General features: G+C 60.8%; 19 protein-coding genes. 10 read left to right on the top strand and 9 right to left on the bottom strand.

What is annotated here, in order from left to right:
• Positions 1-83: 83 nt before the first annotated feature.
• Together hpt and GA0061102_RS23420 are read right to left on the bottom strand one after the other, a co-directional pair.
• Positions 84-632 (bottom strand): hypoxanthine phosphoribosyltransferase, encoded by a 549-nt coding sequence (hpt, locus tag GA0061102_RS23425; protein ID WP_092853727.1) that lies wholly within the window; start codon positions 630-632, stop codon positions 84-86.
• 85 nt (positions 633-717) lie between these two features.
• Positions 718-1383: a hypothetical protein gene (locus tag GA0061102_RS23420; RefSeq protein ID WP_092853725.1), complete on the bottom strand. Its 666-nt coding sequence runs from the start codon at positions 1381-1383 to the stop codon at positions 718-720.
• Between the two features lie 211 nt (positions 1384-1594).
• On the opposite strand from GA0061102_RS23420, the gene ftsE reads away from it, so the two are divergent.
• The 4 genes from ftsE to GA0061102_RS23400 all read left to right on the top strand — a co-directional run bounded on the left by ftsE (position 1595) and on the right by GA0061102_RS23400 (position 5035).
• Positions 1595-2254 (top strand): cell division ATP-binding protein FtsE, encoded by a 660-nt coding sequence (ftsE, locus tag GA0061102_RS23415; protein ID WP_092853723.1) that lies wholly within the window; start codon positions 1595-1597, stop codon positions 2252-2254.
• A complete protein-coding gene (locus GA0061102_RS23410) occupies positions 2247-3290 on the top strand; it encodes a cell division protein FtsX (RefSeq protein ID WP_425348561.1) in 1044 nt (347 codons plus the stop codon). The genes ftsE and GA0061102_RS23410 overlap by 8 nt, the downstream gene beginning before the upstream one ends.
• A 69-nt stretch (positions 3291-3359) precedes the next feature.
• Positions 3360-4082 (top strand): YdcF family protein, encoded by a 723-nt coding sequence (locus tag GA0061102_RS23405; RefSeq protein ID WP_092853721.1) that lies wholly within the window; start codon positions 3360-3362, stop codon positions 4080-4082.
• A 149-nt stretch (positions 4083-4231) separates the two neighbouring features.
• Positions 4232-5035, top strand: a complete 804-nt coding sequence (locus GA0061102_RS23400; protein ID WP_092853719.1) for a lysophospholipid acyltransferase family protein — start codon at positions 4232-4234, stop codon at positions 5033-5035.
• 35 nt (positions 5036-5070) lie between these two features.
• Here GA0061102_RS23400 and GA0061102_RS23395 read toward each other — a convergent pair whose 3' ends face one another.
• Positions 5071-5643 (bottom strand): gamma-glutamylcyclotransferase, encoded by a 573-nt coding sequence (locus GA0061102_RS23395; RefSeq protein ID WP_092853717.1) that lies wholly within the window; start codon positions 5641-5643, stop codon positions 5071-5073.
• An 11-nt stretch (positions 5644-5654) separates the two neighbouring features.
• On the opposite strand from GA0061102_RS23395, the gene GA0061102_RS23390 reads away from it, so the two are divergent.
• On the top strand, positions 5655-6668 hold the full coding sequence (locus tag GA0061102_RS23390; RefSeq protein WP_092853715.1) for a DUF2125 domain-containing protein: 1014 nt from the start codon (positions 5655-5657) through the stop codon (positions 6666-6668).
• A 4-nt stretch (positions 6669-6672) separates the two neighbouring features.
• Here the strand turns inward: GA0061102_RS23390 and GA0061102_RS23385 are convergent, their stop codons facing one another.
• The 4 genes from GA0061102_RS23385 to GA0061102_RS23370 all read right to left on the bottom strand — a co-directional run bounded on the left by GA0061102_RS23385 (position 6673) and on the right by GA0061102_RS23370 (position 10046).
• On the bottom strand, positions 6673-7101 hold the full coding sequence (locus tag GA0061102_RS23385) for a GNAT family N-acetyltransferase (RefSeq protein ID WP_092853713.1): 429 nt from the start codon (positions 7099-7101) through the stop codon (positions 6673-6675).
• A gap of 27 nt (positions 7102-7128) precedes the next feature.
• The gene (locus GA0061102_RS23380) at positions 7129-8058 is read right to left on the bottom strand and encodes a prephenate/arogenate dehydrogenase family protein (protein WP_092853711.1); all 930 of its coding nucleotides are present in this window, start codon (positions 8056-8058) and stop codon (positions 7129-7131) included.
• Positions 8055-9164, bottom strand: coding sequence for a histidinol-phosphate transaminase (gene hisC / locus GA0061102_RS23375; protein ID WP_092853709.1), 1110 nt, complete (start codon positions 9162-9164; stop codon positions 8055-8057). Before hisC ends, GA0061102_RS23380 begins: the two co-directional genes overlap by 4 nt.
• A gap of 102 nt (positions 9165-9266) precedes the next feature.
• On the bottom strand, positions 9267-10046 hold the full coding sequence (locus GA0061102_RS23370; protein WP_092853707.1) for a class I SAM-dependent methyltransferase: 780 nt from the start codon (positions 10044-10046) through the stop codon (positions 9267-9269).
• 53 nt (positions 10047-10099) lie between these two features.
• Between GA0061102_RS23370 and gloB the strand changes: the two genes are divergently transcribed.
• From gloB to GA0061102_RS23355, 3 genes are all read left to right on the top strand, one after another.
• A complete protein-coding gene (gene gloB / locus GA0061102_RS23365; protein WP_092853705.1) occupies positions 10100-10870 on the top strand; it encodes a hydroxyacylglutathione hydrolase in 771 nt (256 codons plus the stop codon).
• A complete protein-coding gene (locus GA0061102_RS23360; RefSeq protein ID WP_092853703.1) occupies positions 10870-11316 on the top strand; it encodes a cupin domain-containing protein in 447 nt (148 codons plus the stop codon). The genes gloB and GA0061102_RS23360 overlap by 1 nt, the downstream gene beginning before the upstream one ends.
• Before the next feature lie 155 nt (positions 11317-11471).
• A complete protein-coding gene (locus GA0061102_RS23355; protein WP_245298113.1) occupies positions 11472-12587 on the top strand; it encodes an esterase in 1116 nt (371 codons plus the stop codon).
• A gap of 21 nt (positions 12588-12608) precedes the next feature.
• Here GA0061102_RS23355 and yddG read toward each other — a convergent pair whose 3' ends face one another.
• Positions 12609-13508 carry an aromatic amino acid exporter YddG gene (gene yddG / locus GA0061102_RS23350; protein ID WP_092853700.1) on the bottom strand — a complete coding sequence of 300 codons (900 nt, stop codon included), beginning with the start codon at positions 13506-13508 and terminating at the stop codon, positions 12609-12611.
• A gap of 141 nt (positions 13509-13649) precedes the next feature.
• Positions 13650-14426 carry a DUF3108 domain-containing protein gene (locus GA0061102_RS23345; RefSeq protein WP_092853698.1) on the bottom strand — a complete coding sequence of 259 codons (777 nt, stop codon included), beginning with the start codon at positions 14424-14426 and terminating at the stop codon, positions 13650-13652.
• A gap of 238 nt (positions 14427-14664) precedes the next feature.
• On the opposite strand from GA0061102_RS23345, the gene rpmB reads away from it, so the two are divergent.
• The gene (gene rpmB / locus GA0061102_RS23340) at positions 14665-14964 is read left to right on the top strand and encodes a 50S ribosomal protein L28 (protein WP_092853696.1); all 300 of its coding nucleotides are present in this window, start codon (positions 14665-14667) and stop codon (positions 14962-14964) included.
• A 114-nt stretch (positions 14965-15078) separates the two neighbouring features.
• Positions 15079-15714 (top strand): queuosine precursor transporter, encoded by a 636-nt coding sequence (locus GA0061102_RS23335; RefSeq protein WP_092853694.1) that lies wholly within the window; start codon positions 15079-15081, stop codon positions 15712-15714.
• Positions 15715-15742 lie beyond the last annotated feature (28 nt).

The raw sequence follows: 15742 nt of genomic DNA, 5'->3' as shown, positions 1-15742 counted from the left end.
GGGCGATAGGCTCCGTGGTTAATGAGTGGTGATCACTGGAGCAGAATGGGACAGCCAGTTCGGCTGTCCGCGTTAACGCAAATTCACGAGGCAGCGTCGCCCGTGACGACGCCCACGAAGGGCAGCTCGCGGAAAGCATAAGCAACGTCCATGCCGTAGCCGACGACGAAATAATCGGGACATTCGAAGCCGACATAATCGGCCTCCAGCTCCTCCTGGCGCTTGACGCTCTTGTCGAGCAAGACGGCCAGACTGACATGGCGGGCACCGCGCTCATAGAGCAGCTCCTTGGCAAAACGCAGCGTGCGGCCCGATTCCAAGATATCGTCGATCAGCAGAACGTCGCGATCCTTCACGTCGCTGTCGATGTCCTTGACGATGCGCACGCCCTGCGAAACCGTGCCGGCGCCATAGCTCGAAAGGGTGATGAACTCGACCTCCGGAGCAAGCCCGGTCTCATGCAAGGCGCGCAACAAGTCGGCCGCGAAAATGAAGGAGCCCTTGAGGACTGCGATGACGAGGAGGTCCTTCGTCGGTCCGCTGGCGATTTCCTTCGCCATGGCGTGATTGCGCTCGGCAATCTGCTCGGCAGTGAAAAGCGGCTCGATATTCTTCCCGCGTACGACAGGCATTGATTGGCATGCTCCATGGCTGCGCGGCCCTTGGCCGCCGATCAAGCTGTAGCCCGTAGCACAATCAGCAAGCCCGACACACCCCCTAAGGCATGAAGGAGAGCCGAACATCCGGCGTTTTTCCACCGGGATGCTGCAATCGCGTCGAAAACCCGCGGCTTTCATGCGGTCCGAGGCGATCGATCGGCGTGTCCACAACGATGCTTCTGACCAGCTGATCGCCAGCGAAAAGATTGGCGCGCACCTGCGGGACAGACAGCGTAGCACCGCTGACATTCTCGATGATGCCATTCAGCCGCAATACGCGCAGGCCATTCTCGTCCCGTGGCGTCAGCGTCACATGCGAGAATTGCAGCGGCTCGGCCGCCGTCGCGACCGGTGCGCCGGAAAGGCCGGAAAACCCGCCCGAAAGACCGAAGATCAATATGGCAAGGGAAACGATGAGCGCCACGAAGCTGCGCCGCGACGCCTGCTGCAAAACCTGTTCGACGCCGCGCAGGACGGAGAGGATACGCGAGAAGGCATTCCTGCGCGTCGCCGGCTGCGAACGTGATGCGGCACGGCCGCCATAGCGCATGTTGACGCCGGAGGCGGCCCTTCCGCGCGCGCCGGAAACGGTCACGAATTCGGCATCGACGATATCGGGCTTCGGCACGAAGCGATGCGGCTGGCCAGCCCCCGATCCGCGTTCGGGCGGAATGAGGTCATATACCAGCCCCGCCTGCTGTTGACGGTGGCGAAAAGCGCCCATGATGGCCTTCCTTTGCGGTTGATCCACATGGTTTCGACGCCCATAGCCAATCTGGGCATTGAAACGAATCCTGCCCAGTCGTAAATTTTATTGGTTAATGCTTCGCAAAGATCGCCATGAATCGGGCGCCTTTCCAGAAAAATTTACCGGCTGTTAATGCCATTGGTTAACAAGTCGCCTGATTGAACACTGCGGAAGACTGGACAGCCCGTTGATTCATTTTGAGAACGTCGGTTTGCGCTACGGCATGGGTCCGGAAATCCTCCGCGATCTGAGCTTCGACATTCCGCGAAAATCGTTCCAGTTCCTGACCGGTCCGTCCGGCGCCGGCAAGACGACGCTGCTGCGGTTGCTCTTCATGTCGCTTCAGCCGACCCGCGGGCTGATCCGCATGTTCGACCGGGAGATCTCCTCGATCCCGCGCAGCGAACTGCCGCTGCTGCGCCGCCGCGTCGGCATCGTCTTTCAGGATTTCCGCCTCCTCGAGCATCTGACGACTTATGAAAACGTCGCATTGCCCCTGCGCGTGCGCGGCAAGGAGGAAAGCTCCTATCGCACCGACGTGTTGGAGCTGCTGAAATGGGTCGGCCTCGGCGAGCGCATCAATGTGCTGCCACCGGTGCTCTCGGGCGGTGAGAAGCAGCGAGCCGCCATCGCCCGCGCCCTCATCGACCGCCCGGAAATCCTGCTCGCCGACGAACCGACAGGTAACGTCGATCCGCCGATGGCGCGCCGCCTCCTCAACCTGTTTCTGGAACTCAATCGCCTCGGCACGGCCGTCGTCATCGCCACGCACGACCTCGCTTTGATGGATCAGATCGAGGCGAGGCGCATGATTCTATCGGGGGGGCATCTCGATATCTATGACTGAGCCCGGCCCCCGCAGGAATACCCCGAACGCCAAGGCGCCGCAGGCACGGCAAGCGCCCGCAGCATCGGCGGAGCGCAAGCGCCCGGAGATGCGCGTGCGCCCGACAGGGCCGATCGTGCCCTCCTCCAATATTCAGGGCAATGCACTCATCGTCGTCATCGCCATCATGGCCTTTCTCGCCTGCCTCACGCTCGGCGCAGTCAGCATGGTGCGCGCGACGGCGGCGAGCTGGGAGAGCCAGATTTCCCGCGAGATCACCATCCAGATCAAGCCTGACGACAATCTCGACATGGACAGGGCGCTCGCCAGCGCCCGCGATATCGCACTCAGCTTCGTCGGCACCAAGTCGGGCCAGATCGTCGACGAGGCGGCAACCGCACGCCTTCTCGAGCCTTGGCTCGGCGCCGGCCTCGACATCAAGGAACTGCCCGTCCCGCGCCTCGTCATCATCACCATCGACGAGACGCATCCGCCGGATTTCGAGGCGATGCGCAGCCTGCTCAAGGCACAGATCCCGCAAGCGACCTTGGATGACCATCGCACCTGGGTCGACCGGCTCGTATCAATGGCGCACACCACCGTTCTCATCGGCACCGGCATCCTGCTGCTGGTCTTCACCGCCATGGTCCTGACCGTCGTCTTCGCCACGCGCGGCGCACTGTCAGGCAATCGCCATATCGTCGAGGTACTGCATTTCGTCGGGGCCGAAAGCACCTTCGTCGCCAATGAATTCCAGAAGCATTTCCTGAAGATCAGTCTGAAGGGATCGGCAGCCGGCAGCGCGCTGGCCGCCCTGTTCTTCGCCAGTGCCGGCTTCCTGCAGAGCCGCACGCTCGCGACGCCCCAGACGGACCAGGCAACCGCCCTCTTCGGCACATTTTCCGTCGGCGCGCTTGGCTATATCGGCATCCTCGCGACCATGATCGTCATCGCCCTGCTCACGACGCTCACGGCGCGCTTTACCGTGATGCGCACGATTTACGAGATCGATTTGATCCGTTCCGACCCCGGCAGATCCGACAGTGTGCAGAATTGATGCCCCGGTGATAATTTTTTGCCGATTGGCAGCCCGTTCCTTGCCGCAATTGTCGTATAATGACGAATCATGAGCATGGATCTGACGACTCGCAAGACCGTGAGTTCGCAGCCGTTGCGGGAGCAATCCAGCAGCGATAAACCCGTACGCCGCAGCCTATTCCGGCGTCTTCTGCGCTGGGGCGGCTTCGCCTTCATCTTCCTCGTCGCCATCATTTTCGGCGGTTTCCTGCATTTTGCCGATTCGATCACGACGCTGAAGCCGCCGCTCGAGCCCAAGGCGGATGCCATCGTCGTGCTGACGGGCGGCTATCAACGCATCGATCAGGCCGTGGAACTGCTGCGCTCCGGCGCCGGCAACCGCCTGCTGATATCGGGCGTGCACCCGACCACCACGCCATCGCAAATCCGCAGGCTGACGCAGAGCTCCGTCAATCTGTTCAGCTGCTGTGTCGACATCGGTTATGACGCGCTCGATACCATCGGCAATGCCCGCGAAGCGGCAAAGTGGATCCATGCCAAGGGCTATAAGAGCGTCCTGGTGGTCACCAACAACTACCACATGCCCCGCAGCCTGGCGGAACTGAAATATGTCGATCCAACGACCGATTTCATCCCTTATCCGGTCGTCAGTTCCGACCTGAAGGCCAAGAACTGGTTCACGGATCCGAACGCATTGCGCACGATGATCTCTGAATATGCCAAGGTGCTTCTCGCCGGCGCCCGCAACATCACCGGCCTTGGACGTCCGACCGGCTTGAGGTCGCGCCAACCGACCGATGACGACGACTGAAGCATGTCGCGCAAACTGTGCAGCGGTTTTGCGATAACGACGCGCCTGAAGACGCGAAAACCACGCAGGCACCGACTTTTTATTGACGTTGTAATCGTGTAGGCAAACCCTTGGATGCCGGCGCAAGCCGGCGCGTTGGGAAAGCCTCGATGATTATCTTGCGTTCGGTCCTGTTCAATACACTCTTCTATGCCAATCTGATCATTCGCATGATCGTGTTGACGCCGATCTATTTCCTCATGCCGCGCAAGGCCGCCTACGCGATCCCCAAGGCATGGGCGAAATCCAGCACCTGGCTGATGGAAAAGATCGTCGGCACGACCTTCGAGGTCGAAGGCCTGGAGAATATCCCCAAGGGCAGCTTCATCTTCGCGCCCAAGCATCAATCCTTCTGGGATACGTTTGCGCTGCTGCCCTATCTCGACGATCCGGTCTACATTCTGAAGCGTGAGTTAATGTGGATTCCGTTGTTCGGCTGGTATGCCGGGAAGCAGCGCATGATCCCCGTGGACCGTAGCGCGCGCGGCAAGGTGATGTTCGACGTCCTGAAGCGCACGCGCGAAGAGCTCGCCACCGGCCGGCAGCTGATCATTTACCCCGAGGGCACGCGCCGCCCGCCGGGCGCCGAGCCCGTCTACAAATACGGCATCGCGCGCATGTACCGCGACCTTGGGATTCCCGTCGTCTCGGTCGCCATGCATCCTGGCCTGTTCTGGCCACGCCGCACCTTCCGCAAATATCCCGGTCACCTCAAGGTGCGCGTCCTGCCGCCGATCGAGCCGGGCCTGGACCCTGATGTCTTCTTTGCGCGCCTGATCGAAGAAACGGAAAAGGCAAGCGACCAGCTGCTGGTAGAGACGATCGCTGAAAACCCGCATCTGCCAATTCCGCCGACGGCGGCTCAGCGTCTGGCTGAAATCAGCAAGACGAAACCGGTGACCGCCGCGGTTTGAAGCTGCGCGAAGGCTCGCAACCGGACTAAATGGAATCAGGATGCCTTTCGCATCCGCTCCACTTCGCCGGCGACCTGCTCGAGCCAGTGATCGCGGATGCCCATATCGCGCAGATGCGTCAGCGTATTGAAGAGATAGGCATCGTTCGGGCCGGAACGCCCGCTGGCGGCTTCCACCACATGGGCTGCCTCGACCGCATCCAGAGAGCCGGCATATTGCCTGTGAGCGCGATCGACGACATAGGCGACGGCGATAACACGCCGCCCATCGGCAAGCCGGATCGGCACCGTCTTTTCCAGATAGACGTTGGTGACCAGCTCCCGCTCGCGCAGATAGATCAGCACCTCGTCCCAAGTGGAGGCCGGCACGCGAAAAGCCATGCCGCGGCAGGAGCCGCCATGATCGAGGCCGAGCACCAGGCCGGGACTTTCCTCCGTACCGCGATGAACCCAGGAACGGACGCAGAGCGAGCGACGATAACCGAAAATAAGGGCCTCGGCCCGTTCGTCATAACCAAAGCCCGGATTCCACATGAGGGATCCGTAGCCAAATACCCAAAATTCGTCCATATCCAACGCCAAATCACTATGAAGCTTCGGTTCAACCATTGGAGAACAACATGGCAGCGTCAAGCCAGAGCGTAGCAACCAGTCGAGGCAAACGCCTTTGGCTCGTCCTGCTCGGTCTGTTGGTGGTTCTCGCCGCGCTCTATACCGGCGGATGGTATTACGCGACAGGCTTTGTCAGGGCCAATATTTTGAAGGCGCTCGGCCAGCAGAACAGCGCCGGCATTGCCGGAAAATGCGAGAACATGGCCTTCAGCGGCTTCCCCTTCTCCATCGGGCTGACCTGCGACAGGGTGATGGTCGACAACCAGAACCAGGGCGTATCGGCCAATTTCGATACGCTGAGCGCATCCGCGCCGGTCTTCCAGCCCAACCACGTTAGCTGGAGCCTCAAATCGCCGGCAGAATTGCGCACCACCCAGGGCCTGACCGTATCGGCCGAGTGGACGGACCTGCAATCAAACCTCGTCGCCAAGGGCCGTGGCGTCGCGCGGACCCAGACCGTTATCGACGGGTTGAAGGCAGGCATCGTCTCCTCCTTCACTGGTCAGAGCGCCAATGTGACCGCCGCCCACACCGAGATGCACGCCAGCCAGAACGGCAACGATTTGGATTTTGCCATCGGCGTCGAGAATGCCAATGCCGTGATCAAGGATTTCCCGCAGACGCTGCCGACCGCATCGACAAGCGCCAGCGTCACGCTGACGGGCAAGGCCGGCCTGCTCGACGGCAGCGACCGCGAGGGGTTGCATGGAGCGGCGGGCGTGTTGCATCGAGCCGTCATCGATATCGGCGACGGCCGCATCATGACGCTTTCCGGCCCCTTCAATTTCGACGGGGACGGATTTTTGTCCGGTCAGTTCAAGCTGGAGATCAATCAGATCGGCCCTTGGGGCGATAGCCTGACCACCACGCTTCCCGCCGCCAAGAATCTGATCAAGACGGCCACGAAGATGCTGAAGGCGCTTGCCAGCGGCGCCGACAAGGTCTCCGTCGACCTTACCGCCGATCGTGGCCGCCTCTCGCTCAGCGGCTTTATCCCGCTCGGCAAGATCCCGCCGATCTGAAGCCCTATCCTCTACGTGCGCCGGAGATATCCTTCAGGAAGAATATCTCCGGGCTCGGCTGGACAATGCGAAGGTCGATGCTGCCCGCAGCCTGAAAGCCATTGCGGCGATGCCAGGCCTGGGGCTCGGCTTGCGCCCATTCGCTTGACGTCATCAGATGCTGCTCGCCCTCTTCGATCATGGCGTCTTCCCAAGCACGGAACAGGGCCGTCCCGACGCCGGGGCGCTGATGCGACGACAGCACGCGGATCATGTCCATATAGGGTATTTTGCCCCAGAAGCGGCTGAATCGCAGGAAGCCCGTCAGTTCGCCATCCTGCTCGGCCACGAAATATTCTTCGAATTGGATGCAGCGCCTGATCCAATCCTCACTCGCATCGTCGTGACCGACGAGCCAGGGCAAATCTTCGGAGCGCCCGCGTCTGACGATCATGACCGCCCCTCCCTCGCGTGAGGATTTCTATTCCTTCACATCCAGGGCATGACGGCCGAAATCCGGTGCATCGACGTCCTGGCCGGCCTCGACGATCGAGCGGCGGATAGCACGGGTGCGGGTGAAAAGTTCGAAGATCTTGTCGCCCTCGCCCCAACGGATGGCGCGCTGCAGCGACGCAAGATCTTCCGAGAAACGCGACAGCATCTCCAGAATGGCATCGCGATTGTGCAGGCAGACATCGCGCCACATGGTCGGATCGGACGCGGCAAGACGGGTGAAGTCGCGGAAACCCGAGGCCGAATATTTGATGACTTCCGACTCGGTCACCGTTTCCAGATCGTCGGCCGTGCCGACAATGTTGTAGGCGATGAGATGCGGCAGATGCGAAACGATCGCCAGCACCTTGTCGTGATGCTCGGGGTCCATCTCATCGACGCGGGAGCCCAGGGTTTCCCAGAAATCGCGCAGCTTCGTGATCGCGGCCGCATCGGTGCCAGGAACCGGCGTGAAGATGCACCAGCGTCCCTTGAACAGCCCCGGAAAGCCGGCATCCGGGCCGGATTTCTCCGTGCCCGCCAGCGGATGGCCCGGAATGAAATGCACGTTGGAGGGCATATGCGGCTGCATCTGCGCGATGACGGACGCCTTGGTCGAACCGACGTCGGTGACGATGGCACCCGGCTTCAGCTGCGCCGAAATTTCCCTGGCGACGCTCTCCGAGGCGCCAACCGGCACGGAGACGATGACCAGATCGGCACCCTTGACCGCTTCAGCCGAGGACGGCGTATAGCGATCGGCGAGTTTCAGCTCCTCAGCACGCTTCAGCGTTTCGGCGCTGCGCGTCGAGATCACCACTTCCTTGGCAAGGCCCAGCCGCTTGATGTCATAGGCGATGGAAGAGCCGATCAGGCCGATGCCGATCAGCGCAATGCGATCGAACTGGGTCGTGCTCATGCCTTACGTCCCATAAACTCCGTCAGCGTGTCGATGACGCCGAGATTGGCCTCTTCGGTGCCGATGCTCATGCGCAGCGAATTCGGGAAACCATAGGCGCGAACCGCCCGCACGATATAGCCGCGGCTGGTGAGGAAATCGTCAGCCGCGACGGCGCGCTTGCCATCGATGTCGGGGAAATGGATCAGAACGAAGTTCGCGACCGACGGCGTTACCTTGAGGCCGATGGCCTCCAACGCAGCCGTGACCTTCTCGATCCACTGCAAATTGAATGCAACTGTCTCAGCCGTGAACGCCTGATCGCGAACGGCAGCAGCCCCAGCGGCGATGGCGGCGCTGTTCACGTTGAACGGGCCGCGCACACGATTGACGGCATCGATGATATCGACCGGCGCATACATCCAGCCGACGCGCAGCGCCGCCAGGCCATAGACCTTCGAGAAGGTGCGGGTCATCACGACATTCTGGTTGGCCGAGACGAGCTCGAGGCCAGCCTCGTAGTCGTTGCGGCGAACATATTCGGCATAGGCTGCGTCAAGCACGAGGATGACATGCTTCGGCAGGCCCGCCTGCAGGCGGCGGATTTCGCTCACCGGAACATAGGTGCCGGTCGGATTGCCTGGATTGGCGATGAAGACCATCTTGGTCTTCTTTGTAACGGCGGCAAGGATGGCATCGACATCGACCGTGCAATCCTTTTCCTTGACCGTCACCGGCGTCGCGCCGGCAGCCATGATCTGGATCTTGTAGACCAGGAATCCATGCTCGGTGATGATGCCTTCGTCGCCGGCACCGAGATAGGTGTGGCAGAGCAGGCCGAGCAGCTCGTCGGAGCCGTTGCCGCAAAGGATGTTGGCGATGTTCAGCCCGTGCACGTCGGCAAGCGCCTGACGCAGCTCCTTCGCCTGTCCGTCAGGGTACCGTTCCAGTTGGTCGGCAGCCGCACGGAAGGCTTCGATGGCCTTGGGGCTCGCGCCAAGCGGTGTCTCGTTGGAGGAGAGCTTGAACACGCGCTCGACGCCCGGCGCATGCTCCTTGCCCGGCACATAAGCGGCGATGTCGAGAATACCGGAACGCGGGACGGGCTTGCTCATTTCCATGCTCATGGGATCGACCTTGCGAAGGACCGGGAAATTCCGGCTTGAAACACCTCGTCGCATTAAAGCGGAAACGCAGTTTTGTCGAGTGTCAGCGCCTCATCGATCGCATCAGGCGCCATCGCGCGTCGTCGGAATGCCGCGCGGTGCCAGCACAGGCACGAAGACGCGACGCGACGCGCGCACGGCGACCGGCAGGCCCTGATAGAGCCTCTTTTGCGCCTCGACAATGATGACCCCGGAAAAAGCCGGCCAAAGAGCGCGGCCAATCCGTTCGAAAGCGCGGCGCAGCCGCAGCACGGTGCGCAGCTTGGAGGGCGGGAAAAACAGCGCTTCGGCCGTCGCACCCGGCGTGAAATTGGTTTCCCGCAATAGCGAAGTCAGCTGGCCGCGCGAATAGGGCCTACCGGAACCGAACGGTGTGTGCTCCATGCGCGCCCAGACGCCGCGGCGGTTCGGTACGGCGATGACAAGCCGCCCGCCGGGCGCCAGCACGCGCCAAAGCTCCTTCAAGGTCTCGCGCGGGCTCTCGGCAAATTCCAGCGAATGCACCATCAGCACACGGTCGATCGAGCTGTCCGGCAAGGGCAGCTCTTCATCGAAGATCAGCGCCGTCGACGATGCCGAGCCCATCGGCCAGTTCACTGCGCCCTGCCCCGCCGGCATGAAGGCGAAAGTGCGCTCGGTATCGGCACGGAAACGATCGAGATAGGGAACGGCATAGCCGAGGCCGACAAGCCGCTCTTCCGGCATGCGCGCCCAAATGGAGGAAAGCGCCATGGCAATCGACTGCTCCGCCAAGCGACCAAGCTCGGAATGATAAAACTGGCGGAGATCGACAATATCGGCGTGCATCGAAACAAATGTTATCAGCCGAACGTTGGACTTCAAGACCGAACGACTTACATTCTCTACCAACGTAAAAGACGAGGACGATTTCAATCATGAAGCCATTGGAATTAGAGATATTTATCTGCCGTTCCGACAATTTCGGCGTCTTGGTCCATGATCCGGAAACCGGATTGACGGCATCGATCGACGCTCCGGAGGCGGATGCGATCATGAAGGCGGCCAAGCGCCGCGGCTGGACCATCAGCCATATCCTGACGACCCACCACCACACCGATCACGTCGAGGGCAATCTCGCGCTGAAAGAGCAATTCGGCTGCCAGATCATCGGCCCGATCAATGAAGCCGTCGCCATTCCCGGCCTCGATCGCGCCGTCGGCGATGGCGACAGCTTCGAGTTCGCCGGCCATACGGTCAACGTCATCGAAACCCCCGGCCATACTGCCGGTCATGTCTGCTATCATTTCGCCGATGACAAGCTGCTCTTTGCCGCCGACACGCTGTTTGCGCTAGGCTGCGGCCGCCTGTTCGAGCGAACGCCGGCTGATATGTGGGCCTCGCTGCAAAAGCTCGCTGTCTTGCCGGACGAAACGGCCGTTTATTTCGGCCACGAATACACGCTCTCCAACGCCCGCTTTGCGGTGACGATCGATCCCAACAATGAGCGGCTGAAAGCACGCGCTGCCGATATCGAGGCACTAAGGGCGCAAGGCAAATTCACCATCCCGACGACGCTGGCTCTGGAGAAGGAGACGAACCCGTTCCTGCGCGCCGCAGATCCTGCAATCCGCCGCCACCTGCTGATGGAAAGCCGTGGCAATGACGAGGTCTTCGCCGAAATCCGCAAGCGCAAGGACAATTTCTGATGCAGGTGAAAGAGATCATCGAAACGCTTTCCATGCAGCGGCATCCGGAGGGTGGCTGGTACGTGCAGACGTTCCGCGACGAGAATGGCGGTGCACGCGGCCACTCCACGGCGATCTACTATCTGCTTGAGGCCGGCGAGCGCTCGCATTGGCACCGGGTGCACGATGCCGCCGAGGTCTGGCACTACTACGCCGGCGCGCCGCTCGCCTTGCACCGTTCGGCGGACGGCAAGGCGAGTGAAAGGCTCGTTCTCGGCACCGATCTGGCAAAGGGCGAGCGCCCGCAGGCCATCATTCCAGCCAACTGGTGGCAATCCGCCGAAAGCCTCGGCGAATTCACGCTCGTCGGCTGCACGGTCTCCCCCGGCTTCGAGTTTTCGAGCTTCGAAATGGCCCCGCCGGACTGGAAGCCCGCCTCAGACCGAACCTCACTTGCCTTTCGTTGACATCACGCGAGATGCGGCCACAAAACGCGGACCGGCAGCCTTGAAAAGACGTCGCACCGTCGCAGCTTCACACGGGGAGAGAGAAGATTGATCTATCTGGAGGAGGTTTTTTCGTGCGATTGTTGTTTTCTTTGCTCGTCGCGGGAGGCTGTGTCATGAGCGCCCCTGTCTTTGCCCTTGATGCGCCGGCGTCGCCGCCGGCCGAAAAGCCTCTGAAAAACTTCGTCACCTCGGTCGAAAAGGACGGCTCGATCACTTTTCGGCTCTATGCCCCTGGCGCAAAGGCCGTCTCCGTCGGCCTCGGCTCGCGCGATCCGATCGCCATGCAACGTGGTGATGATGGCACCTGGAACGCGAAGACCGAGGCATTGAAGCCCGACCTTTACGAATATTATTTCAACATCGACGGCTTCCGCAGCATCGACACGGGAACCAACGCGCCCAAGCCGCAGCGGCAGGTCAACACCAGCCTGATCCTCGTGCCCGGCAGCATTCTCGATATCCGCAACGTGCCGCATGGCGATCTACGGCTGGTGACCCTGCATTCCAACGCACTCGAATCGGAGCGGCAGATGTATGTCTACACTCCGCCCGGCTACACCGATGCCTCCGAGCCACTGCCCGTGCTCTACCTCTATCACGGCTTCGGCGATACGGTCGGCTCCTGGGTTGCGCAGGGACGCGCACCGCAGATGCTCGACAATCTCCTCGCCGAGAAGAAGATCGAGCCGATGATCGTCGTTATCCCGGATACGGAAACCGACGTGCCGATCGCGATTGCCGAAAACTTCCCAGCCGCCGATCGTCGTGCGAATTTCTATCCGGCCAATGCCGAGGCAGCCGATCGCGAGCTGATCGACGATCTCATCCCATACATTAAGACGCACTATCGGGTGCGAAACGAGGCTGACGGCCGTGCCGTTGCCGGGCTCTCGCAGGGCGGATATCAGGCCCTCATCTCAGGCCTCACGCATCTGGACGCCTTCGGCTGGGTCGCGACCTTCAGCGGTGTCAGCACCACGACCGTTCCAAACAAGGCGGTAGACGCCGTGCTGAACGAGCCGGAAAAGATCAACAAGGCATTGCGCAATTTCACGGTAACCGTTGGCAGCAAGGACCAGGTCGTTGGCAAGGACGTTGCCGGCCTGAAGGCGACGCTCGACCAGAAGAAGATCAATCACGAGTACTACGAATATCCGGACCTCCAGCACGAGATGGACGTCTGGCGGCCGTCGCTCGCGGCTTTCCTCGAAAAAGTCTTCAGAAAATAGCTGGCAGCGATCGCGGCGGAGCTATTCCGCCGCTTCCGCCTGCACCTGCTCCGCACGGCCATGACGCAGGATCATGCGATGCGCGGCGAGCACCGCGCCACCGGTCACCAGCAGGCAGGCAAGCGCAATGCCCCAGCTCGGCTCGGCAAAGCCGAAAAGCGTCAGGATCAGCGTCGACAGCAACGGTGCGGCATAGCTTGCTGCGCCGAGAATCTGGATATCTCCATTCTTGACGCCGTAATCCCAGGCGTAGAAGGCGGCTCCGACTGGAAAAAGGCCGAGGCCGAGCACGGCGATCCACTGAGCCGCGCTCTCCGGCCAGATGGTCTCCTCCAGGCCGAGATGGCAGAAGAAGGAGAGGATAGCCGTGACGAGGCAGAATATGGTGACGACATCGGTGGAAACGGCCTCGAAACGGCGCGTGATCAGCGAGTAGCCGGACCAGGTGAAGGCGCAAAGGAAAGCCGCGCCGTAGCCGACCGCATAGGCGCCTTCGAAATGAAAGCCGTTGCGCCCGACGATGAGAACCGTGCCCGCGAGCCCCATCAAGGCGCCGACGATATGATACCAGCGCAGCCGCTCGCCCGGCAGCAAGGCCGAACCGACGACGATCAAAAGCGGCCAGAGATAGGCGATCAGCCCCGCCTCCACCGCCGGCGCATGGCGCAGCGCCGTGAAATAGAGGAAATGATAGCCGAACAGGCCGGCAATGCCGGTTATCCAGACCTTGGCGGGCTGACGCAGAAGGTTGAGGCGCTCCGGCCGCAACAGTAGCACGACGATGCCGGGAATGCTGCCGATGGCAAAGCAGATGGCAAGCAGCTGAAACGGCTGCATCTTGCCGGATGCCACCGTCAAAAGCGCCAGAAACGACCACATCAGAATGGCCGAAAAGCCCGTCAATGTCGCACGAAACTTCAACTCTGCCCCCAGCTCGTTGCTGCGGGCATCCCTCTGCCCGCTGAAGCAATTCCAGGAAAAGTGCTCGGCGGCTTTCCGTCCGGAATTGCGGAGAAATTAAACGCTAGGGGCGTAAAGCGCTTCTGCGAAGCGTTTGGCGGTCTAGCTGCCGTATTTCACGGCGGTAATCGTCACAGTCCCGTATTGCGTCGGTATGCGCACGTAGACCGGAGCATATACATTCATGGTATCGGCCTTGGCAAACCAGATCTCCATATTGTCGCTCTTGGCAAGATAGAGATAATCCTTGCGCGTGCTTTTATAGCCGCTCTTCGGCGTGAAGCGCACGCCGCAGGCAACCGTCTTGCCCTTGAAGCCGTCGGTCGAGAAGGGATGAGACCCCTTCGGCGACAGCTTCAGATCCAGGCGCATCTCGCCATCGAAGACGGCCAGCGTCTGATTGCAGAGATTGAGGCTGGGCGTGATCGGAAAGATCATGCCGGAAATCGGATCGAGCACGGACTTAAGATCCCCCTCAGTAACAGGGATCCAGCTGTCCGGCCGCTTCGGCTCCGGCGTGATCGTGTTCGACGTCACGTTGCCGTTCGTATAGCCGACATCGTAGGTGCGCTCTTTCTTACCGCTCTTGTAGTACAGCGTGTAATGCGTCGCCTGCAGCTTGCTATCGTTGACCACACCGCTCACATCCGTCCTGGCATCGATAGAAGTGACGAGGTCAACAAGGCCGGCGGAAGTAATGTTGCCGCGGATCGTAAACTGCTTGCCGGTGACCTCGGTCTTGAAATCCGCTCTGGCGATCGGCAGGCCGGCCAGCGAAACGCGATAGCGCGTTTCATGCCGCAGCACGTCGGCCAATGCCAGCGATGGCATCGACGCAACGATAGCTGAAATGAGAAGCCACTTCCGAATTTGAACCATGATTCAGGGCCTTCAACGAGGGTCAGGCAAGATATATAGACACTATGTTCGTCTGCTGCGAGCACCAGACAACAGCAGCTTTTTGACGGAATTGCGGGAAAACACAAGGTTTAGCTTGACGCAGCCGGCCGCTCTGACTATAGAACCGCAACTTTCCAATTATGGCCTGTTGGATTGCGCGCCGGGCTTTGCTCGGGATGTTTATCCGATGGCCTAGAAAAACAAAAGTAGGTGTACCATGTCCCGCATGTGCGAATTGACCGGCAAGGCCGTCCTCGTGGGCAACAATGTCAGCCACGCCAACAACAGAACCAAGCGTCGGTTCCTGCCGAACCTCTGCCAGGTCACGCTGATCTCCGACGTTCTCGGCCAGCGCTATCGTCTGCGCGTTTCCGCAGCAGCGCTTCGCTCGGTCGAACATCGCGGCGGTCTGGACGCTTTCCTCATCAAGGCAAGCGAAAACGAACTCAGCATGCGCGCTCGCCTGCTGCGTCGTCAGATCGTCAAGAAGTCCGCTGAAGCTGCAGTCGCTGCTTAAGCTTTAACACTTCGCGATAGCATACGGGCTAAAAGGCTTGCACGGATCATCTCCGGACAAGCCTTTTTCCATGTCCGGTTTCCTTCAACTGGTGGCATCTCCCAGGATAAAAAAATGCTCACGGCACGTCGCACCCTTATCTACGTTCTGCTGATGACGCTGGTCGTCGTCGCTTCCAATATCCTCGTGCAGTATCCGCTACAGGCGACGCTCGCCGGTATCAATCTTGCGGATATCCTCACCTGGGGCGCCTTCACCTATCCGGTCGCCTTCCTCATCACCGATCTGACCAACCGCCAGTTCGGCCCGAAGGCCGCGCGCAAGGTGGTGTTTGCCGGCTTCGTCGTCGGCGTCGCGCTGTCGTTCTATACCGCACAGCCGCGCATCGCGATCGCCTCCGGTTCGGCCTATCTCGCCGGCCAGCTGCTCGACATCTCGGTTTTCAACCGCCTTCGCCGTCTGGCCTGGTGGCGCGCACCGCTGTTCGGCTCGCTCATCGGCTCGATGCTCGATACGCTGATCTTCTTCTCCTTCGCCTTCGCCCCCTTCTTCGTCCTCTTCGGACCGAACGATCCGTTCGCGATCGAATGGGCTCCGATCCTCGGCGTTTTCCCCGCCTCGGCACCGCGCTGGACTTCCTGGGCGATCGGCGATTTCTCGGTCAAGATGACCGTCGGCCTCGTCATGCTGCTGCCCTATGGCGCACTCATGAACACGCTGAAGCCGATGTCGCAGGCCCCGGCCGCCTGAGCGGTTAATTGTTCGGCGCGGATCGCTA

Source organism: Martinezella miluonensis, from assembly GCF_900094545.1.
GTDB classification, from domain to species: Bacteria; Pseudomonadota; Alphaproteobacteria; order Rhizobiales; family Rhizobiaceae; genus Rhizobium; species Rhizobium miluonense.
This window is presented reverse-complemented; position numbering and strand designations above follow the sequence as displayed.